Source organism: Streptomyces sp. NPDC111656, assembly GCF_055656965.1.
In genome coordinates, this window is the sequence record NZ_JBVKCA010000016.1 from 243,794 (window position 1) to 270,630 (window position 26,837).

21 protein-coding genes, 1 tRNA gene and 6 pseudogenes are annotated in these 26,837 nt (G+C 69.6%); 13 read left to right on the top strand and 15 right to left on the bottom strand.

The features are described from left to right. Window positions 1–335: 335 nt before the first annotated feature. Window positions 336–1,687: pseudogene (locus ACZ7M3_RS37625) on the top strand (SGNH/GDSL hydrolase family protein). Window positions 1,688–1,727: 40 nt separating this feature from the next. On the opposite strand, the gene ACZ7M3_RS37630 reads toward ACZ7M3_RS37625, so the two are convergent. From ACZ7M3_RS37630 to ACZ7M3_RS37650, 5 genes are read right to left on the bottom strand one after another with little or no spacing between them, the layout of a single operon-like run. After that, window positions 1,728–4,541, bottom strand: a complete 2,814-nt coding sequence (locus tag ACZ7M3_RS37630) for a DUF5682 family protein (protein ID WP_472069488.1) — start codon at window positions 4,539–4,541, stop codon at window positions 1,728–1,730. 32 nt (window positions 4,542–4,573) lie between these two features. Then, window positions 4,574–5,686: an ATP-binding protein gene (locus ACZ7M3_RS37635; protein ID WP_075030117.1), complete on the bottom strand. Its 1,113-nt coding sequence runs from the start codon at window positions 5,684–5,686 to the stop codon at window positions 4,574–4,576. Between the two features lie 59 nt (window positions 5,687–5,745). After that, on the bottom strand, window positions 5,746–7,170 hold the full coding sequence (locus tag ACZ7M3_RS37640) for a vWA domain-containing protein (protein WP_472069490.1): 1,425 nt from the start codon (window positions 7,168–7,170) through the stop codon (window positions 5,746–5,748). Then, entirely contained in the window at window positions 7,167–8,585 is a 1,419-nt protein-coding gene (locus ACZ7M3_RS37645; protein WP_472069492.1) for a hypothetical protein, read from the bottom strand. The genes ACZ7M3_RS37640 and ACZ7M3_RS37645 overlap by 4 nt, the downstream gene beginning before the upstream one ends. Beyond that, complete coding sequence (locus ACZ7M3_RS37650; protein ID WP_472069494.1) at window positions 8,555–9,025, bottom strand: hypothetical protein; 471 nt, start codon at window positions 9,023–9,025, stop codon at window positions 8,555–8,557. The genes ACZ7M3_RS37645 and ACZ7M3_RS37650 overlap by 31 nt, the downstream gene beginning before the upstream one ends. 369 nt (window positions 9,026–9,394) lie before the next feature. Between ACZ7M3_RS37650 and ACZ7M3_RS37655 the strand changes: the two genes are divergently transcribed. Continuing rightward, a complete protein-coding gene (locus tag ACZ7M3_RS37655; RefSeq protein WP_472069496.1) occupies window positions 9,395–11,575 on the top strand; it encodes a hypothetical protein in 2,181 nt (726 codons plus the stop codon). Between the two features lie 84 nt (window positions 11,576–11,659). Here the strand turns inward: ACZ7M3_RS37655 and ACZ7M3_RS37660 are convergent, their stop codons facing one another. The 3 genes and pseudogenes from ACZ7M3_RS37660 to ACZ7M3_RS37670 form a co-directional block, all read right to left on the bottom strand. Beyond that, the gene (locus tag ACZ7M3_RS37660) at window positions 11,660–12,151 is read right to left on the bottom strand and encodes a hypothetical protein (protein WP_472069498.1); all 492 of its coding nucleotides are present in this window, start codon (window positions 12,149–12,151) and stop codon (window positions 11,660–11,662) included. Between the two features lie 192 nt (window positions 12,152–12,343). Beyond that, on the bottom strand, window positions 12,344–12,547 hold the full coding sequence (locus tag ACZ7M3_RS37665; RefSeq protein WP_060899524.1) for a cold-shock protein: 204 nt from the start codon (window positions 12,545–12,547) through the stop codon (window positions 12,344–12,346). 373 nt (window positions 12,548–12,920) lie between these two features. Further along, window positions 12,921–13,049: pseudogene (locus ACZ7M3_RS37670) on the bottom strand (3-oxoacyl-ACP reductase); the annotation flags it as partial. A 496-nt stretch (window positions 13,050–13,545) separates the two neighbouring features. On the opposite strand from ACZ7M3_RS37670, the gene ACZ7M3_RS37675 reads away from it, so the two are divergent. The 6 genes and pseudogenes from ACZ7M3_RS37675 to ACZ7M3_RS37700 all read left to right on the top strand — a co-directional run bounded on the left by ACZ7M3_RS37675 (window position 13,546) and on the right by ACZ7M3_RS37700 (window position 16,190). Continuing rightward, window positions 13,546–13,668, top strand: a complete 123-nt coding sequence (locus ACZ7M3_RS37675) for a hypothetical protein (RefSeq protein ID WP_472069500.1) — start codon at window positions 13,546–13,548, stop codon at window positions 13,666–13,668. 472 nt (window positions 13,669–14,140) lie between these two features. Then, a tRNA-Met gene (locus tag ACZ7M3_RS37680) sits at window positions 14,141–14,214 on the top strand. A 314-nt stretch (window positions 14,215–14,528) separates the two neighbouring features. Further along, window positions 14,529–14,927, top strand: a complete 399-nt coding sequence (locus ACZ7M3_RS37685; RefSeq protein ID WP_472069502.1) for a VOC family protein — start codon at window positions 14,529–14,531, stop codon at window positions 14,925–14,927. 168 nt (window positions 14,928–15,095) lie between these two features. After that, window positions 15,096–15,311 (top strand): annotated as a pseudogene (locus ACZ7M3_RS37690) (transposase); the annotation flags it as partial. A 110-nt stretch (window positions 15,312–15,421) separates the two neighbouring features. After that, the gene (locus tag ACZ7M3_RS37695; protein WP_472069504.1) at window positions 15,422–15,568 is read left to right on the top strand and encodes a hypothetical protein; all 147 of its coding nucleotides are present in this window, start codon (window positions 15,422–15,424) and stop codon (window positions 15,566–15,568) included. Between the two features lie 367 nt (window positions 15,569–15,935). Further along, window positions 15,936–16,190: a hypothetical protein gene (locus ACZ7M3_RS37700; RefSeq protein WP_472069506.1), complete on the top strand. Its 255-nt coding sequence runs from the start codon at window positions 15,936–15,938 to the stop codon at window positions 16,188–16,190. A gap of 310 nt (window positions 16,191–16,500) precedes the next feature. Here the strand turns inward: ACZ7M3_RS37700 and ACZ7M3_RS37705 are convergent, their stop codons facing one another. Beyond that, window positions 16,501–16,947 carry a hypothetical protein gene (locus tag ACZ7M3_RS37705; RefSeq protein ID WP_472069508.1) on the bottom strand — a complete coding sequence of 149 codons (447 nt, stop codon included), beginning with the start codon at window positions 16,945–16,947 and terminating at the stop codon, window positions 16,501–16,503. A 237-nt stretch (window positions 16,948–17,184) separates the two neighbouring features. Here ACZ7M3_RS37705 and ACZ7M3_RS37710 point away from each other — a divergent pair, with 237 nt between their 5' ends. Then, complete coding sequence (locus tag ACZ7M3_RS37710) at window positions 17,185–18,339, top strand: trypsin-like serine peptidase (protein WP_472069510.1); 1,155 nt, start codon at window positions 17,185–17,187, stop codon at window positions 18,337–18,339. A 220-nt stretch (window positions 18,340–18,559) separates the two neighbouring features. Here ACZ7M3_RS37710 and ACZ7M3_RS37715 read toward each other — a convergent pair whose 3' ends face one another. Next, window positions 18,560–18,766 carry an Arc family DNA-binding protein gene (locus ACZ7M3_RS37715; protein WP_472069512.1) on the bottom strand — a complete coding sequence of 69 codons (207 nt, stop codon included), beginning with the start codon at window positions 18,764–18,766 and terminating at the stop codon, window positions 18,560–18,562. Window positions 18,767–18,783: 17 nt separating this feature from the next. On the opposite strand from ACZ7M3_RS37715, the pseudogene ACZ7M3_RS37720 reads away from it, so the two are divergent. Continuing rightward, a pseudogene (locus ACZ7M3_RS37720) lies at window positions 18,784–20,022 on the top strand (RNA-guided endonuclease InsQ/TnpB family protein). Window positions 20,023–20,083: 61 nt separating this feature from the next. Here the strand turns inward: ACZ7M3_RS37720 and ACZ7M3_RS37725 are convergent. Continuing rightward, window positions 20,084–20,698: a dihydrofolate reductase family protein gene (locus tag ACZ7M3_RS37725; protein WP_472069514.1), complete on the bottom strand. Its 615-nt coding sequence runs from the start codon at window positions 20,696–20,698 to the stop codon at window positions 20,084–20,086. 184 nt (window positions 20,699–20,882) lie between these two features. Here ACZ7M3_RS37725 and ACZ7M3_RS37730 point away from each other — a divergent pair, with 184 nt between their 5' ends. Continuing rightward, a complete protein-coding gene (locus ACZ7M3_RS37730; protein WP_472069516.1) occupies window positions 20,883–21,623 on the top strand; it encodes an SDR family NAD(P)-dependent oxidoreductase in 741 nt (246 codons plus the stop codon). A 105-nt stretch (window positions 21,624–21,728) separates the two neighbouring features. Here ACZ7M3_RS37730 and ACZ7M3_RS37735 read toward each other — a convergent pair whose 3' ends face one another. From ACZ7M3_RS37735 to ACZ7M3_RS37745, 3 genes are all read right to left on the bottom strand, one after another. Then, window positions 21,729–21,869 (bottom strand): hypothetical protein, encoded by a 141-nt coding sequence (locus ACZ7M3_RS37735; RefSeq protein ID WP_472069518.1) that lies wholly within the window; start codon window positions 21,867–21,869, stop codon window positions 21,729–21,731. A 108-nt stretch (window positions 21,870–21,977) separates the two neighbouring features. Next, window positions 21,978–22,391 (bottom strand): SRPBCC family protein, encoded by a 414-nt coding sequence (locus ACZ7M3_RS37740; protein WP_472069520.1) that lies wholly within the window; start codon window positions 22,389–22,391, stop codon window positions 21,978–21,980. Window positions 22,392–22,420: 29 nt separating this feature from the next. After that, window positions 22,421–23,431 carry an aldo/keto reductase gene (locus tag ACZ7M3_RS37745; RefSeq protein WP_095850646.1) on the bottom strand — a complete coding sequence of 337 codons (1,011 nt, stop codon included), beginning with the start codon at window positions 23,429–23,431 and terminating at the stop codon, window positions 22,421–22,423. Between the two features lie 147 nt (window positions 23,432–23,578). Here ACZ7M3_RS37745 and ACZ7M3_RS37750 point away from each other — a divergent pair, with 147 nt between their 5' ends. Next, window positions 23,579–24,478: a LysR substrate-binding domain-containing protein gene (locus ACZ7M3_RS37750; RefSeq protein ID WP_472069522.1), complete on the top strand. Its 900-nt coding sequence runs from the start codon at window positions 23,579–23,581 to the stop codon at window positions 24,476–24,478. Window positions 24,479–24,577: 99 nt separating this feature from the next. Here ACZ7M3_RS37750 and ACZ7M3_RS37755 read toward each other — a convergent pair. Next, window positions 24,578–25,562, bottom strand: a pseudogene (locus tag ACZ7M3_RS37755) (IS701 family transposase); the annotation flags it as partial. A gap of 118 nt (window positions 25,563–25,680) precedes the next feature. On the opposite strand from ACZ7M3_RS37755, the pseudogene ACZ7M3_RS37760 reads away from it, so the two are divergent. Beyond that, window positions 25,681–26,526: pseudogene (locus tag ACZ7M3_RS37760) on the top strand (IS701 family transposase); the annotation flags it as partial. Between the last annotated feature and the right edge of the window lie 311 nt (window positions 26,527–26,837).

A 26,837-nucleotide genomic window follows, 5' to 3' on the forward strand; every position in this document is an offset into this window, starting at 1 on the left:
GGGTCGCTCGCTTCCGTTCGGCACGCCGCACGCGCGCGGGGGCCCGGCGCAGGGGGTGCCGGAACGTTCCGGCAACCGTAGATTCGTCCGCTGAGGTGTGTCAACGGTCCCGTGGGCGATCGCATATCCGCCCCGTAGCCGCCCCCAAGGCTGCCCCGTAGCCGCCCCCATGACTGCTCCGTGGCCGCCCCCGCAGTCACCCCGTGCAGAACGGCCGGGAAGCGTAGCCCGGCCTCTCGGCGGGATGCCTTAGCCTGCGCGACTGAACCGGTTCAGCTTCCTCACCGGCATCACTGGGAACCCGGCAGCACGGGGAACAGGGAGGGCGCACATCCATGAATCGAAGATCGTCGATCGTGAGCCTGGTGGTCACGGGGTTGCTGGCGGCCGCCTTCGTGGTCGCCTCGCCCGCCGTGCGGGCGGCGGACGCCGGCCTCGGGTCGTCTCGCCCCACTGAAACGCATCAGCCGTCGATCGGGCATTGGGTGAACACCTGGGTCTCCATGCCACAGCTCACCGAACCCGCCAACATGCCGCCCGCGCCGTTCACGCAGGACGGCCGGGTACTCGCCGACGCGACCCTGCGGCAGACCGTCCATGTGTCGGTCGGCGGACGGCATGTGCGGCTGCGCTTCTCCAACGCGTTCGGCGGCGCGGCGCTGCCGATCACCTCGGTCTCCGTGGCGCTGCCGCTCGACGGGCAGGCGGGCGTCAGCGCGATCCGGCCCGGCAGCTCCCGGCCGGTGACCTTCGGCGGCCGCTCCTCGGTAGTGGTTCCGGTGGGAGCCCCCACGGTCTCCGACCCCTGGACTTCGCGCTCGCCCCGGGGGCCAACCTCACCGTGACGGCCTACCTGGCCGAGGGCCAGGCGTCCACCAGCATCACCTCCCACCCCGGATCCCGGACCACCTCCTACCTCCTGTCCGGCAACCACGTCGGAGACGAGGACCTGCCCGGAGCCACCCCCACCGACCACTGGTACTTCCTCAGCGGCGTCGAGACCTGGTCGCCTCGCACCGGCGCGGCGGCCGTGATGCTGGGCGACTCGCTGACCGACGGCCGCGGCTCCACGACCAACCTCAACAACCGCTGGCCGGACCAGCTGCTCAGGCGGTTGCAGGCCGAGGAGGGTTCGGCCGGGGTCGCGATCCTCAACCAGGCGGCCGGCGGCAACCGCGTGCTCCACGACGGTCTCGGGCCCAGTGCTCTCGCCCGACTCGACCGTGACGTCCTCGCGCAGAGTGGTGTCGCGTGGCTGCTGGTCTTCGAGGGCGTCAACGACATCGGCACCGCCGAGCCCACCGAAGCCGCTCAGAAACAGGTCACGGCGGATCTGATCGCGGCCTACGAACAGATCGTCGTGAGGGCGCACGCACAGGGCATCCGGGTGTACGGAGCGACCTTGACGCCTTTCGCGGGCAACACCGGGTACGAAGACGCGGCCGGGTACCGGGAGGCCTCCCGGCAGGCGGTCAACCGGTGGATCCGCACGAGCGGCCGCTTCGACGCCGTCGTCGACTTCGACCGGGCTGCCCGGGACCCCCGGCAACCGGCCCGTCTGCGGACCGCGATCGACGTCGGCGACCACCTCCACCTCAATCCGGCCGGTTACCGGCTCCTCGCCGACGCCGTCCCCGCTCGACTCTTCCAACTCGCCCCACTTACTGGGAACTTCGGCTTCAAATAGCACCCGGTTGGAATGTGGACGAGCGTTCTCGGGCCCGATGTCAGGGGCCGGCCAGCAGCGCCTCCAATGCCAGCGCCGTGTCCGGATGAAGACTGAGCAGCGCCGCCCCGGACGAGACGGGGGCCGCCGTCCGCCACGTACCGTCGCAACCCAGCAGACTCGCCACCGCGTCGCACGTCGCGGGGTGGGCGCCGAGCAGCACGGCACCGGGGCCGTCGTCCGCGCCGCGCGCCGAGGGCGGGGCCTCCGGCAGCGACTGCGCCCGCCACGGCGGTACCCACGCGTCCAGCGCCGCCAGCCGGCCGGGGAAGATCCGTCCGGCCTCCCGGATCAGCAGCGGGGCCAGCTCTGTGCCGCTCGCACGCAGAGTGGTGATCAGGGTGGGCAGCCAGGGCAGGAGCACCGGGTCCGGCAGCCGTCCGAACGCGTTCGACACCGCTTCCACGACGAAGTCGGTGAGGGCCGGGACGGGCTCCAGGGCGTGTACGAAGCCGCTGAGGTAGCGCGGATAGGCGGGCACCACCAGTGGGTTGCCGAGCAGCTCGTCGCACCTCGTCCGCAGGTCGGCGCGGGAGAGGTTCCCGAGCTGTGTCTGCGCCGCCCACAGCAGCGCCGTCTTCGAGGGGTCCGCCGGATGCGACTGGCCGACGGCCAGCTCCAGTTGGGTACGGTCGCAGCCCAGCGACAGCGCCAGGCTCTCCATGCTGAACAGGAAGCCCAGCATCGCCGCCACGTGACGGACGGTGGCGTCCTCGTCGGTGAACGCCGTGGGCAGCAGGGTGCAGTAGTGCGCGTACCCGGTCTTGACGAAGGACTCGATCCATGGGGGCAGCGTCGGTTCGCTGGTGCGGTAATACGCCAGCAGCCGGCGTACCCGGCGCAGCACCTCCGGCGCGCCGTCGACACTGCGTTCGGTCGCCAGCACCTCCAGCGCGCGGGTGCCCAGTTCGTCCGCGAGGCGGCGGCTGCGCAGGTAAAGCGTCGCGTCCTCGACGGTCCCCAGAACGGTCGCCGTGGTGGCCTGCGGGCCGTACGCCGTCCGGCGCAGACGCTGTTCAAGGACCTGTTCGATGCTGACGCCCTCGTAGCCCAGCTCGATGAGCGCCCGCTGGTGGGTGCCCAGCGCCAGGTCCCACGACTCCTGGATCGACCGCTCCCCCAGCGTGCGCTCGCCCATGATCGGCCGCGCGGCGCCCTGGGGCAGCAGATGGCGGAGCATCCACAGCACGTCGGAGCAACGCTCCAGTTCCGGCTGGGCGGCTATGTTCAGCAACGCCCTCTGTACGCCCCGCTGTTGGAGTTTCAGGTTCAGCGGAGCGAGCCGGTCGTGCACGTCGCGAGCCAGCGGTGGCAGCGCGTCGTAGCCGACCTGGCCGACCCGGTCGCCGCCCATCATGATCTCCACGAGCCGGCGCACATCGCGCCGGCCCGGCACGGTGTCCTTCTCGATGCAGGTGACGGCCGCGTCCTGGAAGTCGTACGGCGTCGGCCTGGCCCGGTCGCGCATCCCGGCCAGCAGGATCGACGTCTCGAACACGGCGATGGCGTCGGCGGTGGAGGCGAGGTAGCCGTTGCGGCGCGCTGCCCGCACGATCTCCACGCACCAGCCGAGCAGTTCGTCCTCGTCCAGCCGGTCGAGGACGGGCGGCCGCCGCAGGAAGCCGGTCAGCTTGTCCGCGGGTGGGAGCGCCGGTACCGCAGCCGCCGCGGCCACGGTCTTCTTCGCCCTCGACTTCTTCGCGCCCGCCTGTCCCGCCAGGCGGTAGGGCTTCACACGGGTGCGGCTGACGTTCTTCGCCCAGACGGTCGCGGCGATCGACACCGAACCGGCGGCGAGGCCGAACTGCGCCTCGATCGCCGCGTGGCTGGACGGGATCAGGCCGTGCTGCCACTTGGTCGCGCTGCGCGGGGCGATCTCGAAGGTGTCGGTGCCGTGGACGCCGAACTCCTCGACCCGGCTGGCCGCGTGGAAGGCTCCGCAGACATAGAGGCAGTCGTCGGGATCGGTGCCGGTCGCCGTCAGGTGCTCGCGCATCCTGGTCCACATGTAGCGCTCGCGGTCCTCGTCCACCCGCACCCGGTGCGGGTCGCCGGGTGCGAGGCGCCGGAAGAGGCTGCCGATCAGGAGCATCACCTGACGGTAGGTGTCGTGGTCGCTGTCGCCGAGCGGCAGTTCGACGTACTGGTGCCACCACTCCGACCAGTGCCGCACCCTGCCGTGCCGCAGCAGGTGTTCCTCCAGTTCGGCGAAGCGCGGGCGCAGGTCGCCGATCTCCACGCCGACCGCGTCGCCGTGCAGCGCGGCCTCCTCCTCGACGGGCGGGGCGTCGGGGTCGGCGGGCTCGCCCGTGTGCGTCCCGCGTGCGTCCCACTGGAAGACGTGGTCCGAGGAACGGTCGACGAGGACGAGTTCGACGCCGGGTGTGTCCAGTGCGTAGGCGATCGCCTGGTACTCGGCGGAGGCCTCGGTGATCGGTGCGACCACCGACAGCGGGGACCACTCGGCCGGGAAGCCGTCGATCTCGGTCGCGAAGGCCTGGACCGCCACCGGGAGCCTGCAGTTGCGCAGTTCGGTCAGCAGCGGCGCCATGTCCTCGCACAGCTCCAGGTACACGACCTTCGGCTGCTTCTCCCGCAGACGGCGTGCCATGGCCAGCGCCGAGGCGGGCGAGTGGTGGCAGACGGGGAAGATCTCCAGGGGCTCGCGCACCGCGCGGTCGACGTCCTCGACGATGCCGAGGAGGATGCCCTCCAGGGCGTCGGGCCCGTCGGCCAGCGTCGCGGCGGCCCCCTGCAACTGCGCGCGCAGCGCTTCGAAGGTGCCCTCGTGCGTGGTCTTGTGTGCGCCGCTCATGGTCCCGTCCTGGGTGCTCTCGTGCGCGCCGCTCATGACAGTGTGGCGATCGCGTCGCGGCCGCCCTCCAGGAACTCCGGCCAGGATCCGCCCTCTTCCTTGCTGCGCGGCTCGACCACGCCGTGCAGGTACTTGTTGAGGATGGCCAGGTCCTCGGGCTCGCGTCGGGCCAGTGACCCGACGAGCGAGGAGGCCAGGGTGTGGGCGGTCAGGGCGCGTTCGCCGAAGAAGTTGCTGTGCAGAATCGCGTCCTCGAGCACGCCGATCTGCTCGGCGGTGGACAGTGCGGACTCCAGCTTCTCGTCGTCGCTGCCGGCCGCGGCCGCGGAGGCGCGCAGGTCGGCGAAGCTCTGCAGCAGCACGTCGAGCAGGGTCGGCGGCACGTCCAGCTCGATCTGGTGACGGCCCAGCAGTTCCTCGGTGCGGAAGCGGACGATCTCCGCCTCGCTCTTCTTGTTCGTCACCACGGGGATGCGTACGAAGTTGAAGCGGCGCTTGAGCGCCGAGGACAGGTCGTTGACGCCCCGGTCACGGCTGTTGGCGGTGGCGATGATCGAGAACCCGGGCTGGGCGAAGACGATGTTGTCGCTGTCCAGCTCCGGGACGGAGATGTACTTCTCGGACAGGATCGAGATCAGCGCGTCCTGGACGTCGCTGGTGGAGCGGGTGAGTTCCTCGAAACGGCCGATCGCGCCGGTCTCCATCGCGGTCATGATCGGCGAGGGGATCATCGACTCCCGCGACTGCCCCTTGGCGATGACCATGGACACGTTCCAGGAGTACTTGATGTGGTCCTCGGTGGTGCCGGCCGTACCCTGCACCACCAGCGTGGAGTTGCGGGAGATCGCGGCGGAGAGCAGCTCGGCCAGCCAGCTCTTGCCGGTACCGGGGTCGCCGATGAGCAGCAGACCTCGGTCGGAGGCGAGCGTGACGATGGAGCGTTCGACGAAGCTGCGGTCACCGAACCACTTCTGCGAGATCTCCCGGTCCAGGCCGTCGGAACGCTCGGAGCCCAGGATGAACAGACGGACCATCTTCGGGGACAGCCGCCAGGAGAAGGGCTTGGGGTTGTCGTCGATGGACTCCAGCCAGTCCAGTTCCTCGGCGAACTTGATCTCGGCGGGGGCGCGCAACAGGTCGGACATCACGGGGCCTTTCTGAACGGAGAAAAGATGAGCGCGGAGTGTCTGAGCGAGCGGGACGCCTAGGCGAGGAACGTCTTGAGCTCGTGGACGAGCTTGCGGATGTGGCCGGAGAGCACCGGCGTACCGAGGTCCTTGAAGCGCTCCCGGAACCACGGGTTGACGCTGCCGCGGCCGGAGCTGGTCACCGAGCCGACCGGGATGAACTTGGCTCCCGAGCGGTGGATGGCGGCCATGCTGTCGAACAGCGGCTCGGACCGCCATTCGTAGAAGTCGGAGATCCACACCACGACGGTGTTGCGGGGCTCGGCGATCTTCGGCTGGGCCAGGGCCATGGCGACCGTGCCGTCGGTGCCGCCCCCGAGGTTGGTGCGCAGCAGGGTCTCGAAGGGGTCGTGCACCCATGCGGTGAGGTCGAGCGCCTGGGTGTCGTACGCGATCAGGTGGACGTCCACCTTGGGCAGCCCGGCGAATATGGATGCCAGGATGGTGCAGTTCACCATCGAGTCGACCATCGAGCCCGACTGATCCACGACGACGATCAGCCGTTGGGGCGTCGTCTTGCGTGCGGTGTGCCGGTAGTAGAGGCGGTCGACGTACAGCCGCTCCTCCTCCGGGCTCCAGTTGGTGAGGTTCTTCCAGATCGTGCGGTCGAGGTCGAGGTTGCGGAACACCCGCTTGGGCGGGACCGAGCGGTCCAGCGCACCCACCGAGGTCTTCTCCACCTGGGTGCGCAGTACTTGGGCGACCTCGTCGACGAATCGGCGGATCAGGGCCTTGGCGTTGGCCAGAGCCACACCCGAGAGGTTGTTCTTGTCCCGCAGCAGCTGTTCGATCAGCGACATGCTCGGTGTCAGCTGCGCGGCGAGCTTGGGATCGGCCAGCACCTCGCGCAGGCGCATCCGCTTGACGAGATCGGCCTCGATCGCGCCGAGTTCCGGGCCGATCGCCGGAATCAGCCGGCTGAGGTCGGGGGTCGTGCCCGGGCCGCCGGTACCGGTCGGGCTGACCCCGGACCCCGCGCCGGCGCGGCCAGCGCGCAGTTCGCCCGGCTTGCAGCCGAGTGCGCGCTCCAGCCAGCCCGCGTCGGACTGCCAGCGCGCCAGCTGTCCGGCGGTGACCGTGCCGGAGCCGGCGGTGAAGACGTTGAGCAGCACCTTCGACACCAGTGCCGCGCGCCGCACTTCGGCGGCCCGGTCCCTGGCCTCGTCGTCGGCCTCGGGCACCATCAGACCGTCGAACTCCTCGGCCAGGTCCGGATGGCGCTGCACGATCGAGTCGACGGAGGCGCCCGGGTCCAGCAGCGCGGACGGCAGGCCGATGTCCTCGACGACGGCGAGGCTCGCCGACTCCAGCGTCGCCTGCTCCTCGTGGTCGAAGAGCCGGGCGAGGAGCCGCCAGTACAGAACCTTACGACGGTTGTCGTGCGGGGTGTGGGGGTCGTGGGCGTCCGCTTCGGGGTGGGGTGAGGTCGTCGCGTCGGTCATTTGCGCAGCAGCCTTCCGGCACGCTCTCGCAGCACGGCCACGGCGTCGGTGGCGGCCTTCTCGGCCTTGACGCCGACCTTGTCGGTCGTGCCCCCGGCCCATGCCCCGGCGTGGAGCGCGACGGGCTTCTTCCGCACGGTCGTCTCGACGGCCAAAGGCTGGACGCGATACGTGCCGGCGTCCCAGCGGAGCAGCCCTATGCAGGCGTTCGATGTCGCGACGGCCTCGGGGGTGAGCGGGCCGGCGGTAGGAACGCGGTCGGTGTCGACGGCGAGCGGGTGCCCCGCGACCGTGAACGTCATCGTCTCGTCCTCCTTCTGGACGGCGTAGCCCTCCAGGAACACGGGGACGGCGATGCGCGTCGGGTGCCGGTCCAGCGGTGCGGTCGCCGGGTCGGCGGCGGTGGGCAGGGCGACGCGGGCGGTGGTGAAGGCGTCGGCGGGCTCGCTCGGACGGGCGTGCTCGTCGCTCCAGATCAGGTCGCCCTCGGCGGTGATCGGCATGTCGCTGAGCTCCATCGAGCGGCCTTCGCCGACGGCTGCCAGAAGCGACATGTGCGGCCGCAGCAGCTGCCAGAGGCCGGCTCCGACGACCGTGTCGGGCTTCGGCGCCGACACGGTGGCGCGCACCAGGCCGGGCGCGGAGCCGTCGGCTGGTTCGAACACCGCGTGGACCTGGGCCTGTGCCGCGGTCGCGTGTTCCTGCAGGTCGACTCCCAGGGGCAGCAGGCGACCGGTGGCGGTACCCGGCGCGGGCGCGTCGGCGGCACCGGGCAGCGTCAGCAGCATCCCGCGTGACCAGAGGTCGCCCCAGCGGCGTGCCGGGATCCTCTCGAGGGCGGAGCCCGGGCAGGACGCGGCGAGTTCGGCGGCGAAGCCGTCGAGGAGCGTCGCCGGTCGGCGCAGGGATGGGTCCGGAAGCATCGCGGAGACGACCTGCGCCGCCCCGGAGACCACCTCGTGGTCGATGCCCCGCCATCCGGCGCGTGCGAGATCGCAGAGCCAGGCGCGGGCGGCGGCGAGCAGGTTCGCCTCCTGCCGCCCACCGGTTGCCGGGACGGTCTCCTCGCCGCGGGGGCGACCGGTCGCCTCGGTGACGCGGGTCATCAGTGCGTCGTGGACGGAGCCGAGCAGTGCGGTGCGGGCGGCGGAGAGGGCGACGAAGTGGTCTTCGCCCGCCGCTCCGGCCGCCGCCTTCGCCGCTGCCTCGGAGACCCGGGCTGCCAGTGGTGTCCCCGCGACGGCGTGCGCGAGCTCGGTCAGACCGGCGGCCTGGGCGGGTTGCGGACGGAGCAGGCCCGCGACGAGAACCTGGTCGAAGGCGTCGACGGCCGCCAGCGCTTCGTCGAGGCCGGCGACGGGGTCGCAGAGCAGATCCGCGCGCATCACGCCACCGCCCTGGTCGGCGGGAACCACTGCATCTCCGGCAACGGCGCGGTGGTCGGGGCGAGTTCGAGATAGGCCAGGTGGCGCAGGAACCGGCTGAAGACGGGCGCGGCGGCCTTGGTGTCTCCCTGCGCGGGTCGTGTGTGGTCCATGACGTGGGCGATGGTCTGTCCGCTCGGCTCGCCGTCCGTGAGCTCGACCCTCAGATAGCGGGCGACGCGCTCGGCGCCGTACTGAAGCACCGCCTCGTTGATCAGGGCCCGGATGTGATTGCAGAACATGCCCCGCGCGCCACCGCAGGGGCGGTTGTTGTTGGTGCTGCAGGCGAACGCGTAGGTGCCGGCCGCGACCGACGAGACGTAGACCCGCTCGATGTCCGAACCGCTGGACACCACACCCTGGAGGCGTCCGTCGGCCAGCTCGACGAAGGGCACCTTGGCGAGCTTCCGCGGCCGCGCGGGCACGGTCACCCGTGCCGTACTCGACCTCTCCCAATCCGACAACGCACCATCTCCTATGCATCAGAGGGGACTTCCACACCACTTCGGCGGGACACGACCGAACATAGTGGCGACCACTGACAACGCCGTTTCGCGGACGACCACCAAGGTGGGGGGGCGATGCGCGGCCGCTGTCGAAGCCGGCCCGGATCCGACGGTCGGATCGTCGTGGTCCGGCGGCCGGATCATCGCGGGAGATCGGGCGGCCAAGCCACTTCAGCCACAGGTGGCAGCCGTCTGAAAGCCACACCTGGCACTCCTGGGCGGTCCACCCCGACGAATCCTGGAACGTAAGGCCAACTGACTCTGATGTCGTACGTGGCTGGCACGATGCTCCGCATGGAACTCGTACACCCGCTCGACGACTTGGACTCCCACCCCTGGTCCTCCTTCAGCCACGCCTACGGCAGCTCGGAGGACCTCCCCGATCTGCTGCGGGCCCTGGCCGACAGCGACGCGGGGGCGGCTGGGGAAGCGCTGTCGGAGTTGTACGGAAGCGTGCTGCACCAGGGGACGGTCTATGCCGCCAGTGCGGAAGTGGCGCCGTTCCTGGCCAGGATCGCGGTGGCCGGCCACCAGGTGGCTGACGTGTTGATGCTGCTCGGAGGCATGGCCGAGAGCGAGGACGAGCACGGCGTGACATCGGGCGCGGTCCGGGCGGCCGTGGCCGGACAACTTCCGCTGCTCCTGCCCCTGCTGGACGCCGCGGAGCCGGAGTTCCGTCGGACCGCCGTGTGGGCGGTGTCCCACACCGGTGCGACCGCGCTCGTGCTCCCCGCCCTCCGCAGGCGCTGGGAGGAGGAGGCCGAGCCGCTGGTGCGCGCGGAGGTCCTTTCCGGGATCTCGCGGCTCGACCCGCCGGCCGGTGCGGCGGCGGCCGCCACCGTCCTGGACCCGTCCCAGCCGGCCGGGATACGCATGGCCGCCCTCTTCGCCTGCCTCGATGCGGGCCTGCCCTGGACCGAGGCGCATCACACGACGATGCTGTCCCTTCTGCCGACCGAACGGCTCGGCGGCGACTGCCTCGACCTGGAACGCAACGAGCCGTTCACGGCCGTCGTGGAGGCCCTGCTGAGCAGGGATCGCCTCGCGGACCGGGAGGCGGCGTTCGCGCTGGTCGACGCGGCCCTGCGCGACGGCCGGGCCGAAGTGCGGGCCAAGGCCGTCTGGACGGCCGACCGCGCCTGCATGCTCTCCCGCGGCGCGCCACGGCGGTTGCTGGCCGGCCTGCGCGCGGCGGCCGTCGACGAGGAGGCAGTGGTCGCGATGGCGTCGCTGCTGGGCCGTCTGGGCACCGCCGCCGCAGCGGCCGCGGACGTCCTGGCCCCGCTCGCCGGCCGGAACCCGGACCAGGCGGATGACCACGCGGACCGTGCGCTGGCCGCGCTCGTCCTTGTCGCGCCCGCCCATGCCTCGCCGTTCCTGGCAAGCGGGCTCGGACGACGGCCGCGGGCGCTCGACGCCGCTGCCGGGTTCCTGCGTCCGGCGGGCTCCGCCTTCCCGTACGACGGTGAACTCCTCGGCGCGATCCGGCACCGCCTCCTCCGGCCCGAGGCCCTGAGCGGCAACGAACCTGGGCTGCTGACGAGCCTCCTGGGCGGGTGGGGCGCCCGGGCCGCGTCGGCGCTGCCCGAGCTGTACGAGGCACTCGTGCGCTTCCCGGGCCAGGTCGCCCCTGCCATCGCCGCCATCGCCCTTGACAGCGTGCCTGGCGAACGCGCTGAAGCGGTCGCGGTGTTGCGGGCGGTGGCCGGGGAGGGCTCACTCCCGGCGGCGAAGGCCGTGTACGACCTCGTCGCCGAGCACGAGCCCCTGGTGCACTGCCTCGACCGGGAGCTTCGCAGCGGTGGCCGCCGGCTCAGGGAGGCCGTGGGGACGGTCGGCGCGCTCGGTCCTCGGGCGGCGGCCCTGGCCCCGGTCCTGCGCGAGGCGCTCAGCGGCTCGGACGGCGAAACGGCCACACCCGCGCTGGACGCGGCCACGGCGCTCGCCGAGGCTCTGTGGCACGTCACGGAGGACGTCGCCACGGTGGTCGCTGCTCTGGACTCGGTCTTCGCCCGGGCCGAACAGAACTCCTGGTCCCAGTGGTCGGCGGTGCGGGCCGCTCGTACGACGGCCCTCCTCGGCCCGGCGGGGCGGCCGCTGACCTCCCGCCTGAAGACCCTGCTGGACCATCCCGTGCAGGTGCCGGCCGCGGTGCTGGCCCTCACGGCCGTGGCGGCACCCGCCTCGCTGGACCGCACTGCGCTCGCCTCGGCCGTCCTGCGGTCCGCCGAACAGGAAGCCGACCCGACGGGTGCCTGCGACGCCCTGGAGGCCCTCGGTGTCGCCGCCTTGACCGCCGACCACCTGCGCCGGCTGTCCGCCCTCGCCGACGGCGACGCGCGGATCATCCGCTCGGGAGTGGAAGACCGCATCATTCGCCAGGACGAAGCCTTCCGGAACCGCGCCCGGGCGCTCGTCACCACCTTCACGGCCCCCACTGCCCCGGCAGCTCCCACTACTTCCGCTGCCCCCTGACGCAACCGGGCAGTCAGCCGTTCGGGCCGCACTACGGCGCCCGGTCGCACTGACGACAGGAATCGTCAAGGCCTGTGGATCAAGTCAATTGGGCTGGTCCCGGTGTTGCAGCTGACGGCTCGCCGCGTTTCGTACGCGGCGGGTTCGTCCGTGTTCGGCCAGCAGCCTGAGGGCCTCGGGTGAGGCCACGACCTGCGTGGTTGTGGCCATGCGCTGGAACCAGTCGGATGCGCCGGTGAGATCCTCGGCGGCCCACGGCTTGCCCAGGGCGATGGTTCTGAGCAGGGTCCACTCGCGGAGACGGAGGGTGAGGAAGTCGCGATCCGCGATCACCTCGGTCATTGTCCGGGCCCAGGCCGTGAACGCGGGGCCGGTCAGCAAGTCGGCAGCCCGGCGATCCAGATGGCGGCCCACTGCGCTGTCCGCCATCGTCGTGTCCTGGTCGCGAAGGACGGCGGCCACCAAGTCGGCCTCGTCCGTCTCGGCGACGGCATCGAGGGCCTGCAGGTAGCAGGCGAAGCGCCGGTGCTCGGCGGGCTCCTCGTCTGGCTCTTCGTCGGTGTGGAGGCCGGTCATGCCGCGAGTCCTTCCGGCCGTTCGACAGGCTCGCCGCGCTCGGAGCGTGCACCGATCCGGACCAGGGATACCAGGCGGGGTGTGTTCACCGCGTGCCGACGGACCTGCGCGAATCGGCGAATAAACGTAAGAGCCACACCAGGGTCCCGGAGCACGTGCTCCGGGACCCTGACATACATCCTGGCCGCGAGGTCAGGCGGGCGTGATGTTCTCCGCCTGCGGGCCCTTCTGGCCCTGGGTCACGTCGAAGGTGACCGCCTGGCCTTCCTGAAGCTCGCGGAAACCGCTGGCGTTGATGTTGGAGTAGTGCGCGAACACGTCCGGTCCGCCACCGTCCTGGGAGATGAAGCCGAAGCCCTTTTCTGCGTTGAACCACTTGACGGTTCCGCTGGCCATGCTGGTGCCTTCCAGTCGATATCGGGCTCCGCACCGCGCGGACCCGGAGGTGATCGCCCTGGTCCTGCACTGCACAGCAAAACGCCCACGCCGGAGCGCGGGCAGATACTGCGAACCACGACATCTGACAACGACGCTACACGGCGAAACTGCCTACCGCCAGAGAGCAACCGTCATGATCCGCACGGGTCGCAGGGGAACCCACCGCAGGCCTGTGGCCGGCACACTACGAGCCGAGTGGCCGGCACAGGTCCAGGAAGCCATACCGCTGCGAACAGCCCGTTTGGCAGCAGCAGGTCGTGGACCTGGCGCAAAATACGGTCGGGGTCGGACATGTGGTGCACGGAGGCCGATGCGATGCCCACTCCAGATCGTCCGGCCCCCCGAGTGCGGTGCGAATCCAGCTTGGCGCCATGAGGACGAAGGCGCGCTGCGTCTCGGCCTGCCGGGTCGCGAAGCTGCGCATGAACATGTTCAAGGCCGCCTTACTTCCCCGGTGCACTGCGGATCGCTCCACGGGTTTCCTTCGCCTCGACAGCGGTCGCGCCCGGCCTCACCGAAGGCACGGTCAACCGCCGGTATCACCATCTGCGCGCCGATGGCATCATCCGCGTCGCCGGCGTGGTCAACCCGGGGGCGCTGGGACAGAGCAGATGGCTGGTGCGACTCCGCTGCCGCCCCGGCAGCGTCGTAGCGATCGCCGACGTCCTCGCCAGGCGCGCCGATGTCAACTGGGTGGCGCTGAGCACAGCCGGCTGCGAAATCACCTGCGCGACCCAGTCACGGACTCGAGAACAGCGCGAAGACCTGCTCGGTCAACGACTGCCGCGCACCGCGGCGGTGCTCGACATCAACGCCTTCGCCATGCTCCGTCAGTTCATGGGAGGGCGCGGCCACTACTGGGACCCCCTGCAAGGCGCGCTGTCCCGGAGCAGGAAGCCATGCTCGGGAGCGACGGTTCCGCTTTCGCTGAATCCCCGGTAGTCACTCGCGATCCCGTGCACCTCGCCGCTGAGGACGAGAAGATTCTCGACACTCTCGCGGCAGACGGCCGCGCCGGTCTCGTCGACCTCGCCGCAGCCGTTTTGGGCACCAACTCGCCACCGGGCGCCGCCTGGTAGAGCTGGGCGGCGCTGATGCTGTCCGGGTCGGCCCCGGTGAGTACGAGGCGTTGCAGCGTGGGTGCAGCCACAACCCGTATGCCACCGACCCCGTCTGCTCCTGCGTCAGATACTGCCGCCACCGCTTGATCCCGTGGTCGCACGAGGCCGTACAGACCTGCTCGGCCGGCCCGTCGGCGGGCGGCATCCGGAGCTGAGCCGCCATCTGCGACGGGATCAGCTCCACCACCTGCCGGTCCGCTTCCTCCTCACCGGGCGGGGGCGGGCGCAGCCGTAGGTGAGGGTGTCGTGACCGTACGACGTCAGCCGGGCCGCCCACCGCACGGGACGTTCCTCCAACACCGACAGCGCCCGCGGAAGGCCGCCCATCGGGGAGTCCGTCCGGCGCTCAGCGCGTTCTCGGCAATCCGACGGGTCCACGACGATCATGGTCTCGGGGCCGGGATAATTGGCGTAGGGTAGAGGAATCCGACGCGGGGTGGAGCAGCTCGGTAGCTCGCTGGGCTCATAACCCAGAGGTCGCAGGTTCAAATCCTGTCCCCGCTACTAAAATCCTGAGGGGCCGGCACGATGTGCCGGCCCCTCAGGCGTGTCCAGCTCCGGGGCGCGCGGCGTTGCAGCACGCGCGCCGGACAGGTGCCTCCGAGGGAAGAGCGGGAGCGACCGACGCCCTGTTCCGGGCGGCTGGACAAATCGCACTGCGATATGGGCTGCGCGTCTCCAGCTCGGCCATGCGCGCACGTGTCGATCACCGAAACGATGGTGGCCGGCGGTGTCCGTGAGGCCGGTGTCAGAGGCAGGTCCTAGCCTCGTCCTCGAAGGACTGACGCCTGTAACCGGAGGGCAGCACCATGGCCTCGATGCCACAGAAGATCACCACTTTCCTCATGTTCGAGGGCAGGGCGGAGGAGGCGCTGACCTTCTACGTGTCGTTGTTCGACGACGCCGAGGTCGTCGACATCTCCCGCTACGGCGCCGACGGCCCCGGCGAGGCGGGCACGGTCCAGCGCGCCACGTTCTCGCTCGCCGGACAGCGGTTCATGTGCATCGACAGCTACGTCAAGCACGCCTTCGGGTTCACCCCGGCCGTGTCGCTGTTCGTCGAGTGCGACACCGAGGCCGAGCTCAACCGCCTCTACGGTGCCCTCGCCGAACAGGGCACGGAGCTGATGCCGCTGGGCTCGTACGGCTTCAGCGCCAAGTTCGGCTGGGTGAACGACCGCTTCGGCGTCTCCTGGCAGCTGAACCTGCAGGAGTGACAGTGGTACGGCGCAGAGTCAGAAACGGAAGATCGTAAGCGGCTGTCAGTCAGCAACTACTGAACGTCACCGCCGCTCGTGATCAGCCCGATCCCCTGGTTCTTGATCGTCTCGGTGCGGGCAGCGAACCGGAAACGTGGGCGCCTCGGCCGGGCCGGAGGCGCCCTGGACTGCTGGACGCCGACCGAGCATGCCGGCGATGCGACCCCGTACGGCCTGCAGCATCCGTTGCCGAGGACGGAGTGGGATGCCGCCGTGTTCCGTGACGATCTCCGCGGCTTCGTCGTCGGACAACTGCACGATGAGGAAGCGGTGTTGGTGGTCGATGAGACCGGCGACCTGAAGAAGGGGGTCGCCACGGTGGGCGTACAGCGTCAGTACACGACACCGCCGTCACCGGCGTCCGAGGCCTCGGCCGACGGGTCGCCGCCGGGTCAGACGTACTTCGTGAAAGCCATCCCGCCATCGGCACCCTCCACCTCACCTTCGAAGCGATGGAACTCGTCGCCGACGCAGGCCTGACTCTCCTCGCCTACGGCGCCGAGGCCGGCACCTCCTCCGATGACGGCCTGCGCCTGCTGACCACCTGGGCGGCCACCCGCGATCATCAGCGGGCGGTTCCCACTGTCGACGAGACCTGAGCAATCGGCCTGGGCCCGTCCAGCGCACCGAGAGTTGACACCCTCGTGACGGCGTTCTCGCCGGGCTGTGCCCGCACCACCCACGAGACGACTTCTCGTGTCGGCGTGTCCGGGTGCGCTCTCGCCGGGTTCCCGCTTGCGCTCCTGGCCAGTGGCGACTTCCGATGACGGAGATCCGCCCCATACGATCTTGAGTCCAGACCATGGATGTCGGAGGGCGACGATGGAAGAGCCGCGGATACGCCTCGGCAACGATGATGTGTGACTGGCACTGGCTCGGACGCGTGCGGACAGCTGGCAGATCACCGCAGATTGGTCCGCCTGGCTGACAGCTGACTTCACCGCGGATCTCAGCGCTGCGGAGGTCGTGGACTTCGCGGCCCGCATGCTCGCTCATCTGCGCGCGCCGTCGGGTGGACGCTTTTCGGCGGCGGTGACTCCCGGTCGGAACAATCCGCTGACGTTGAAGGCGGAGCCCGTGGGGGACGGTTTCGCCCTTTTCGTGCGCCTGACTCCCAACGGCGACGACGACGTGTGCCATTTGCAGATGGAGATCGATCCGATCACCACGTCGGAACTTCGTGAGACATTCAGTGGGCTGTACGCGGCGCTGGTGGTCTGACCCCCGGAGCCTCTTGGTCAGGCTGCCGTCGTGAGCGCCGGGTCCGCACGGGGTGGCACGGGGTCGGTGGGAGTTGGCGACGGTGCACTGCCTCAGTGGTCCGAAGTGGGCTTCGACGGGGTTTGGTCGGGAAGCGGTGGAGGACCCCCTCGATCCGGTCCAGCTTCGCCTCGCGGTCCGGGTCTGGTCACTCCTTTGAAAGGGAGTCCCCACCCCACACGGTCCCTCCAGCTGATCTCCGCCCATCACGGGTCGCACACCGGCCGGCCGGGAGCTGGACGACGACGGTTACGCCGATGTACCGCGCCTGTCAGAAGGCCACCACCTCGGTGCGGGATCCCCCGGAGGGATGCGCCGCCTGCCGCGTGGGGACCGCTCGGGCGCCGCGCAGGACGGCCCGGTCGGCGAAGTCGGAGGGCGAGAGGGCGATGTCCCCGTCCAGTCCCTCGTCGTCGGTGTCGGTGATCGTGATGCGGCCGCCGGCTCGGTAGGACCTGAGATCCCATTCCGGCTGGGGCCAGGTGGTGTGCGCCGCCCAGTGTTCCTCCCGGTCGGGCGGGGGCATCTTCTTGACCTTGGTGTCACCGTTCACGGCCTGTCCGCTCGCTGCGGTGACGGTCAGCGTGTCGCCGGGATGCAAGGACCGGACACTGCCGAGCGGCAGCGGTGCCGGTTCGGCGGCGGAGGCCGGGCCGGCGGCCAGGAGGGGCAGCAGGAGCGGCAGTGCCACCACTGCCGCGGTGCGCAATCGGCCCATTGCCTCGCCTGTCTGCCTTATGACGCCACGTCAAGCCGCATGTGACGCTACGCTACCAACCGCCACGCTGAACATATGTGCGATTGCGTGAGATCGATATCGCCCTCCGTTCGGCTTCCTCCACGACGGAAAGACACCTCGTTGCGTTCCAGTTCCAGATGGATTCCGGCCCTGGCGCTCGGTCTGTGCGCGGGCATACTCGGCACGGGCCAGGCGCCTGCCGCGTCCGGTACTCCCGTGCCGTCGTCGCTTGCCCCCTCGGCGACGCCGACACCCGCGCAGCCCAGCCACCCGCCTGTATCCCCGACCTCCTCCGGCGGCCCGAGCCTGAGCGAGGAGGAGAAGTACTGGACAGCCAACCGCATGGACAACGCGGTGCCGCTCGACAGCGCACCCAACCGGACCCCCCTGGCGTCGGCGCCCCACATCGGCACGCGCAGCAGGCCGCCGGCCGGCACGCCCCGTCCCGAGCACTTCGGCGGCCACCCGATGGTGGGCACGTTCTTCTTCGACGGCAAGCCCTTGGGCGGCAAGAGCACGTACTGCACGGGCAGCGTGGTGCACACGGCCGCCCATGACATCGTCCTGACCGCCGGGCACTGCGGGCGCGGTCTGCAGAGGGCCACCCACCGCATCTTCGTGCCGCAGTACCGCGACGGGCTGTCCGCCGCGAACCAGCCGCGCGGCGTCTTCGCGGTGTCGCAGATGTACATCGATCCGCGCTACGTGGCCAACACCAAGAAGCCCACCTCCGACCTGGACCTGGCCTTCGCGCAGGTCGATCCCAACAGCCGGGGCAAAGTGGAGGACGTGACGGGCGCTCTGACGTTCACTCCCACCACCAAATACACCCACAAGGTCACGGTGATCGGGTATCCCAGCTCCGAGAGTGTCAATGTGAGGCACCAGGCGATCCGCTGCCCCGTCACCACCTCGCGCCTGCCCGGTTACCGGCAGGTGCGCATGACCTGCACCGGCTTCTACGGAGGGGTCTCCGGCGGCCCGTGGATCGAGGACTACAACCGCTCCACCGGTACCGGCAAGGTCGTCGGTAACACCGGTGGGTACAACGGAGGTGGCAACGACGCCAACGACGACTGGGTGACGTACGCGCCCATCTACGGCAAGGACGCCAAGGACCTGTTCAACGACGCCGCCGCCCATCGCACGGTGGGCGCGAGACCGCCCTACCACCCGTCGACGGACAGCCCGGTCCTGCCCGGTGCGGCGGGCACCGGGCAGCACGCCAGGCTCCTGGCCTCCGGCGACTTCCGCCTCACCGGGCGCAGCGGCACGATCGTGGTGTGGACCGACGGCGAGACCACCATGTACGCCGACACCGGCGCCACCCGGCTCGGGACCGAGCGCACACCCGTCGCCGCGACCCCCTGAGCCACAACCACCACAGCCCAGCGCCCCGCCCCACCGGGGCGCCACCACCACCGGGGCGCCGGACCACCCGCGACTCCGCCGGCGACGGTATGCCGACACAGATCGATGGGACTTGGTCCTGGACCGCCGAAGGCCCTGGGTCCCGGCAGCAGCAGCGGGCTGCCGGGACCGAGCGTCGTCCGTGCCGGGTCACCGGGATTCCCGGAGGATGCACCGGCCTTCAGGCCGGGGAGGAAGCCGGTTTCCCGCGGAGCGGGGCAGGGGAAGCCGGATCCCCGCTGGGCGATCCGGCGTCCGGCCAGGGAGCGGTGAGGGCGACCCCCAGGGGGTGCAGGATCTCGGAGTTGAGGGACCGCCGGTCCGCGGTGGCGCGGGCGGTCACCCGTTCGGGTAGGCCTGCCGGGATCCGGAGTGACAAACGAATCATGACGTCATGTTGGTGCCATGATGACACCCAGTGAAGCCGACAGGGCCGGGCACGCCCGGTACACGTACCGGCTTCGCGTGTCCTCGGGCGCCGGTACGGCGCTGCTGGCGGAGTGGGACCGGTGCCGGTGGATCTGGAACGAGTGCGTCGCCAAGTCCAAGGCGGTCCACCTGCACAACAAGGCCACGGGACAGAAGCGGACCTGTGGCCCGGCGCAGTTCGACCGGATGCTGACCCAGGCGCGGGAGCGTACGTCGTGGCTGCGTGGGGGCAGTTCGGTTGTTCAGCAGCAGCTGATCCGGGACTTCGGCAAGTCCCGCGCGAAGGCGCACAAGGACATTCGGGAGGGCCTGCCTCAGCGGCAGCGGGCCGGTATGCCGGGGTGGAAGAAGAAGCGCGAGGCGTTGCCGACGCTGAACTACACCCGGCGCGGGTTCCGGCTGAAGGACGGTCGCCTGCATCTGGCGGGTGGGATCGTGCTGAGGGGGGTGTGGTCGCGCAGCCTGCCGGGTGAGCCCTCCTCGGTGCGCGTGTACCGGGACAGCGTCGGGCACTGGTACGCATCGATCGTGGTCCGAGCCGAAGTGCAGCCGCTGCCGGAGACCGGCCGGGTGCGCGGCGTGGACTGGGGGGTGAGGGAGACCGCGACCACCACATCCAACGCCCATGATCTGCCGCACGCCCAGCACGGCCGCAAGGCGCAGGCCCGGCTGACGCGTTACGACCGGATGATGGCCCGCCGCCGGCCGAAGACGGGGCAGGCCGCCTCGAAGGGCTACCGCGAGGCGAAGAAGTGGCGGGCGAAGACCTAAGCGAAGATCGCCCGGCAGCGGCAGGGCACCGGCCGCAATTGGGCGAAGAAGGTCGTGACCGACCACGACGCCATCGCCATCGCCATCGCCATCGCCATCGAGAACTTCAGGCCGAAGTTCCTCGCCAGGTCCTCGATGGCGCGCAAGGCGGCGGACGCCGCGATCGGCGCCACGAAGAAGACCCTGATCGAGATGGGCCGCAAGCACGGACGGGACATCCGTCTCGTGCATCCTGCACACACCACCATGGACTGCGCATCGTGCGGAGCGAGAACCAAACACGCACTGCCGTTGTCCGAACGCACCTACACCTGCACCGCATGCGGAGTCGTCTCCCCCAGAGACAAGAACTCCGCCCGCGTGATGCTCGTCCGGGCAGGTCTGAACCCGGCTGGTGTCGAGGGCGTAAGACCACTGGGAGCGCTGCTCCCAGAGGCAGCCTGAGCCAGGAATCCCCGCTCGGCCCTGAAGGGATGGACTCCCCTCCCTTCAGGGAGGGGAGCAGTCAATTCATAAAGCGGTACTTCACGTGGGTGGCGAGGGGTGTGTCAACCACCCTGACCGGCTCAAGGTTCCGCCGCCCGGCGCCCAGTCCCTCGAAGAGCCGCAGTCCCTCTCCGAGGAGCACGGGCACCACGTGCAGCTGAAGCTCGTCGATGAGCCCCTCCCTGAGATACTGCTGCACCGTGCTCGCCCCGCCCGCGATGTCGACGTTCCTGTCCCCGGCGGCGGCCTTCGCCCGGTCGAGGGCGCTGTGGATGCCGTCGGTGACGAAGGTGAAGGTGGTGCCGCCCTCCTTGACCAGGGTCGGCCGGGGACGGTGGGTGAGCACGAAGACCGGGGCCCTGAACGGCGGGTTGTCACCCCAGAACTCCTCGCCCGTGTCGTACATCATCCGCCCCATGACCACCGCTCCGGTGGCATCGAACCACTCGCGCATCAGCGCGGAGTCACGGTTCTCCTCCCCGCCGGTCATGCCCTGACGCTGCCGCCAGCTCGCCAGGTTGTGGATCCACTCGAAGAGCGGCTCGGCGCCGTCGCCTGCCGGGTTGTCGATGGCGACGTTGGTGCCGGCGACGCACCCGTCGAGGGAGATGGCCATGTCCGCGGTTACGGTCACGATGAGTTGCTCCTGAAGTCCTGGGATGTGCTGCCTCTACTCTCACGTCGATCGGGAGCCGACGTATGCGACATGCCCGGCGACATTCGACGGCTCCGCCCGCCAGAGGGTGCCGTCCCGGCGGTTGAACGCCAGGTCGGATTCCCGCCAGCTTCCGACACGGGTCCCAGCAATGCTCAACGTCATGAACCGACTTGAAGGAAACGTGGCCTTGATCACGGGCGGAAGCCGGGGTATCGGTGCCGCTGTGGCATTACGACTGGCCGAAGAAGGTGCCGACCTCGTCCTGACCTATGAGAACAACGCGGAACGCGCCGGCGAGGTCGTGGAGCAGATCAAGGCCAGGGGGCACCGAGCCCTTGCCGTCCAAGCCGACAGCGCGGTCCCTGAGGCACTCACCGCCGCGGTGGACGAGGCCGCCGCACTGTTCGGCAGACTCGACATCCTGGTCAACAACGCCGGGGTCTTCCTCGTCGGCCCACTTGAAGACCTGGGGTCGGCAGAGATCGACCGCACTCTGGCGGTGAACGTCCGAGCCCCGTTCGCGGCGTCCCAGGCCGCAGTGCGTCACATGGACCGGGGCGGCCGGATCATCAGCATCGGCAGCAATGTCGCCGAGCGTGCGGTCTTCCCCGGACTGGCGCTGTACTCGATGAGCAAGACGGCTCTGGTCGGGATGACGAAGGGCCTGGCCCGGGAACTCGGCCCGCGTGGAATCACCGTCAATCTGGTGCACCCCGGCCCCACCGACACGGACGCCAACCCCGCCGACGGGCCGAACGCCGAGATGATCGCCGGGTTCACCGCTGTTGGCCGCTACGCGGAAGCGGCCGAGATCGCGGCCACCGTCGCCCACCTGGCAAGTGCGGACGGCGCGTACATCACCGGAGCATCGATCCACGTCGACGGCGGCTTCACCGCCTGACACGCGAGCTCTGCTCCAGCAACCAACTCTGCGCCGACCGCACCCACGACCACGACACCAGGCTGGACATCCCAGAAACGTTCCTCGAACGGGCCTGCCGCCTCATCACCCACCGACAACTGTCAGGATTCCGTGGTGTTTGACGTCGTCGCCGGCTTCTTCGTCGAACCAGAAGTCATCGGGATTTGCGAAGTGCCGAATCGCTCCGTCGCGGCGCGCAGCCAGCCGCGCGCCGCCTTCGTCCATGATGGGCAGCGGGACGGAGCCCGCAAGGTCCCGTCCCCTGGGGTCAGTTGACGCCCGTCGGGCGCCGTCCGACGCCGGACGGCGCTACCGAGCATCCCGTGTCCGTGTTCACGCGTCGAGTGTCTTCTTCAGTGCGGCCAGACCCTCGGCGTAGATGCCACGGAACAGGGTGATCGCTTCTTCTTCGCTTGACCCTGCCGGTGTGAAGGTGCCGGACCACTCCACACGGCTCTGCCCGCCGGACACTTCGTGCACGGTGAGGGTGGAGCGGTAGCCGGTGACGGGGAACGGGGCCTGGAGAATGGAGTAGCTGTACGTGCGCGCCCGGCTGTCGAACGCTTCGAGGCGTTCGACGATGACGCCGCCTTCCTCGTTCGCGAGGCTGCGGACGCGGCCGCCCTCACTGAGCGTGCTCGTGGGAATGTAGGGCAGCCAGTCGGGCAGGGAGTCGAAGCCGCCGATGAGCTGCCAGACGCGTGCGGCGGGCACGGGGATGTCGATGGTTGCGGTCGTAGTTGCCATGGTCGTCTCCTGAACAGGTGAGGTGGAGGTCAGGCGCTGGGTACGGGGGCGTCCTGAGCGATCAGCCCCTCCGCGCGCAGAGCCGTCCAGAAGGCCGCCGGGACCCTCTCGCCGAGTGCGGCGACGTCCTCCACGATGCGGCTCGGCCGGGAGGCACCGGGGATGGCCGCGACGACCGCGGGGTGAGCAAGGGAGAACTGCAGCGCTGCCGCCTTGATGCCGACGCCGTGCTGCCCTGCGAGTGCCTTGATGCGCTCCACCTTGGTGATGACCGGGGCGGGGGCCTTCTGGTACTCGAAGTGCTGCCCACCGGCCAGGACGCCGGAGCTGTACGGTCCGCCGACGACGATGTCGACGTTCTGGGCCTTCGCGGCCGGCAGCAGCCGCTGCAGGGCGCGCTCGTGGTCGAGCAGCGTGTAGCGGCCGGCGAGGAGGAACGCGTCCGGCTTCGGCTCGTCGAGGTCCAGCGTCAGCTCCAGGGGCTCGACCCGGTTGACCCCGAGGCCCCAGGCCCTGATGACGCCTTCGTCGCGCAGCTTCTGCAGCACCCGGAATGCGCCGGTACGGGCGGTCTCGTACGCGGCGAGCCACTCGTCGCCGTAGAAGTCCTGCGCGACGTCGTGCACCCACACGATGTCGAGGCGGTCCGTCTTCAGTCGCTTGAGGCTGTCCTCGATGGAGCGCAGCGTGGCGTCGGCCGAGTAGTCGTTGACGATCTTGTTGGGGCGTCCGTGCTCGAACAGTCCGCCCTTCTCGCCCAGGTCGCGGGCGGAGGGGTCCTCGATCTCGTCGAGGATGACGCGGCCGACCTTCGTGCTCAGGACGAACTCGTCGCGGGGGCGGCCGGCCAGGGCTTCACCGAGCCGGATCTCGGACAGGCCCGCGCCGTAGAAGGGCGCGGTGTCGAAGTAGCGGATGCCGTTGTCCCAGGCGGCATCCACGGTGGCCGCGGCCTCCTCGTCGGGTATGGCCCGGAACATGTTGCCCAGCGGTGCGGTGCCGAAGCCCAGGCGGCCGGGCAGGGAGGACTTGATGGCCATGGTGCGGATCCTTGCTGTACGAGTTGCGATGGATGTGACTTATGCGCTGTTCGCGCGGTCCGTCGGTCTGACTCGTTCGAGGCTAGGATCTAGACTTGAGACTGTCCAAGACTTACTTGGACACACTTGAGTCCCTAGAGGTCTAACATGCTTGACCTGCGGCAACTCCGCTACTTCGTCGCCGTCGCCGAGACCGAACACGTCGGCCAGGCCGCCGAGCGGCTGCACATGTCCCAGTCACCGCTCAGCCGGCAGATCGCGCAACTCGAGCAGAGCCTGGGCCTCACCCTGTTCGAACGGGGCCAGCAAAGAATCCGGCTCACCCGGGACGGCCAGGTCTTCCTGGCCGAAGCCCGTGCGCTCCTGCGGCATGCTGATCGTCTGGAGAACCTGGGCCGACGGCTGGGCCGCGGAGAAGAGGGCGGCCTGTGCATCGGCTACGTCGCGGACGCCATGCACACCGGCATCCTGCCCGGCGCACTGCGCGCTCTGCACAACGAACGCCCCGGCATCCACATCGCTCTGTACAACCTTCCGCCCATCGAGCAATTTGTAGGCCTGCGGCAGCGCAGCCTCGACATCGCGCTCGTCCACGAACCTCCGACCGCGGATGACCCTGACCTACTGGCCGCACCCCTGCTCGAGGACCCGCTGCTCCTGGCCCTGCCCGCGGGGCATCCACTCGCCGACCAGGAGAAGGTGACTCCCGGGGACCTCGACGGTCAGCCGTGGATCGCGGTCGAGAATGCCCAGGACCCCGCCTGGCGGGACACATTCGTCGCCACCTGCACGGCAGCCGGCTTCACCCCCGACATCCGCCTCGACGCTGCCGAGCCACTGACCGCGCTCGGTCTGGTCGCCTCCGGACTCGGACTCGCACTCGTGCAGAAAAGCATGGTGCGCGCCACCACCGAGGATGTCGCGGTGCGCGAGCTTCCCTGGTACGACACATGCATCCAGCTGTGGGCCGCATGGCACCGAGTCGACCTGCGGCCCCTGGTGACATCGTTCCGCGCCACAGTCCTGCGCACCGGCAGCACCGCCTAGTAGGACTCCGTTAGGTTGCTCTGGCTCTTGGGTCTGGGCTGGTGGTGGTTGTTCTGGGCAGGGGGCGGTGGCAGGTGGTGCAGGTGCCGGTCCAGCAGTTCAGCAGGTCTTGGATGGCGTCGAGGATCTGGTAGAGGGTGAGTCCGCTGTATCGGCTTTTGGGGCCAGACGCTGTTCGGTGAGGAACGCGTGGGCGGCGGTGACCAGGGTGACGTGATGATGCCACCCGGCCCAGGAACGTCCCTCGAAGTGGTCCAGGCCGAGGCCGTGCTTGAGTTCGCGGTAGTCGTGCTCGATACGCCAGCGGATCTTGGCCAGACGGACCAAGCCGGTCAGCGGTGTGCTGGTGGGCAGGTTGGACAGCCAGTAGCCGGTGGGTGCTTTCGGCTTCCTCGGGCCATTCGACCAGCAGCGTCACCTCGGGCAGGACACCGTCCCAGTGCCGGTGTTCGGCGGTGGTGGCGGCGGCCCGGGCCAGACGGCGGGCCCTGACTCCGGCGGGCCGCACCCGCACTGCCAGGAAGTGCGAGCGCATCGGCCCGCGGGAGCCTTCACGCCAGGTCACCTCAGTGAAGGCCTGCCGTCCGTGGCCGGCCGCCAGCGCAGACAGCGGGGACGGCTTGTCCCGGTAGCGGGGCTGCGGCTTGCGGCCGTTGCCCGACCACGCCGGGGCGGTGGGCTGCGCGTCGTGCGGGTGAACGGTCACATCCGAGCGGACAGCGACGACATATTTGATGCCCCGGCCGTCCAGGCCGTCTCGGAAGTCGGCGTTCTGCCCGTAGCCGGCGTCGGCCACCACCACCGGCGGCACCATTCCCCACCCGGCCAGCTCGTCGATGGTGTCCAGGGCCAGGCGCCACTTCTCCCGGTGTCCGACCTCTTCCGGTATTCCGGTCTTCTGCCGCCGCCCGGCATCGTGCGCCCACTCCTGGGGCACGAACAACCGCCACTGCAGCGGTCAGGAGGCGGTGCCGGAGACCGCGTGCACGCTCACCGCGACCTGGCAGTTGGCCTGCTTGCCCAAAGCGCCGCAGTACTGGGGAGCGACCGCCACCGACATCTTCCCGTCCTTGGGGAACGACAACTTGCACTGCAACTCGGCAGCGGGAAAGCGGACTTGCGAAGGCACAGTCATGTTCCAGCGTCCCCACTGATGACCGTCCCGCAGATCAAATCTGACAGTTGTTCATGGACAAGCCCCGGGCCGCACCGAGAACTGCCAAATCGGCGTGTTCGCCGCCTATGCCTCGTCGAAGGGACGGGCGTTAGTGGACCGCGAGTTGTATCTGCCCAGGTCCTGGACCGAGGATCCGGACCGGTGCCGGGCGGCGAAGATTCCCGCTGCCCGGGCGTTCGCCACCAAGCCGGAGCTGGCCCGCACGATTTTCTTGCGTGCCCTGGCGTCCGCTCTGCCCATCGCCTGGGTCACCGCGGACGCCGCCTACGGACAGGAGTGGCGTTTCCGCGACACGCTGGAAGAGGCGGGGGTCGGCTATGTCCTGGCAGTGCCGAAGTCTCAGCAGGTCAAGTACCAGAGCGGGAGCTGGCGCATCGACCACCTGCTGACCGGTGCTCCGGACGAGGCATGGGAACGACTGTCGTGCGGAAAAGGGGCCAAGGGCCCGCGTGTCTACGACTGGGCCGCCGCAAAGCTGCCCGAGGCAGAGGGCCCTGGCAGTGGGATGCCCACCCGTCGTCGCTGGGTGCTCGCCCACCGCAGCCTGAGCCGGCCCGATGAGATCGCCTATTACCTCGCCTACGCACCCTGCGAGACGAGCGTGGCAGAGCTGGTGCGCGTGGCCGGCTCCCGCTGGGCCATCGAGGAATGCTTCCAGGCCGCGAAGAACGAATGCGGCCTGGACCAGTACGAAGTCCGTCGTTATGTCGGTTGGTACCGGCACATCACACTGGCCATGCTCGCCCATGCCTTCCTTGCCGCCATGGCCGCCCGTGCCTTCGAAAGGGGGGCCGAAGAATCGGTTCGACCATCCTCACGCCCCTCACCGTGGCAGAAATCCGGCGACTCCTGGATCTTGCCCGTTCCCCGAAGGCACGACCACCGCGATCCTTACACCCGCACACAGACTCCGATGGTCCAACTGGCGACGACACCACCAAGCCATCGCCCGAATCTGCCACTACCGACACCGCACGCACCCCGATCAGGTGAGTAACGAACGACCGCCAACCTGACGAGACATCAGCCCGCTAGACTCCAAACGGGCACTCTGACCAGCACAGATGGAGAAACGCTGCTGGAGTACTAAGAACTCCTAACAGAATGGCCTTGATGGCCTTGGAATGTGTTGGCCCGTCAGGTTGTTGACTGGTGCATGCGCAGGGGGGAACGGCCGCCGTG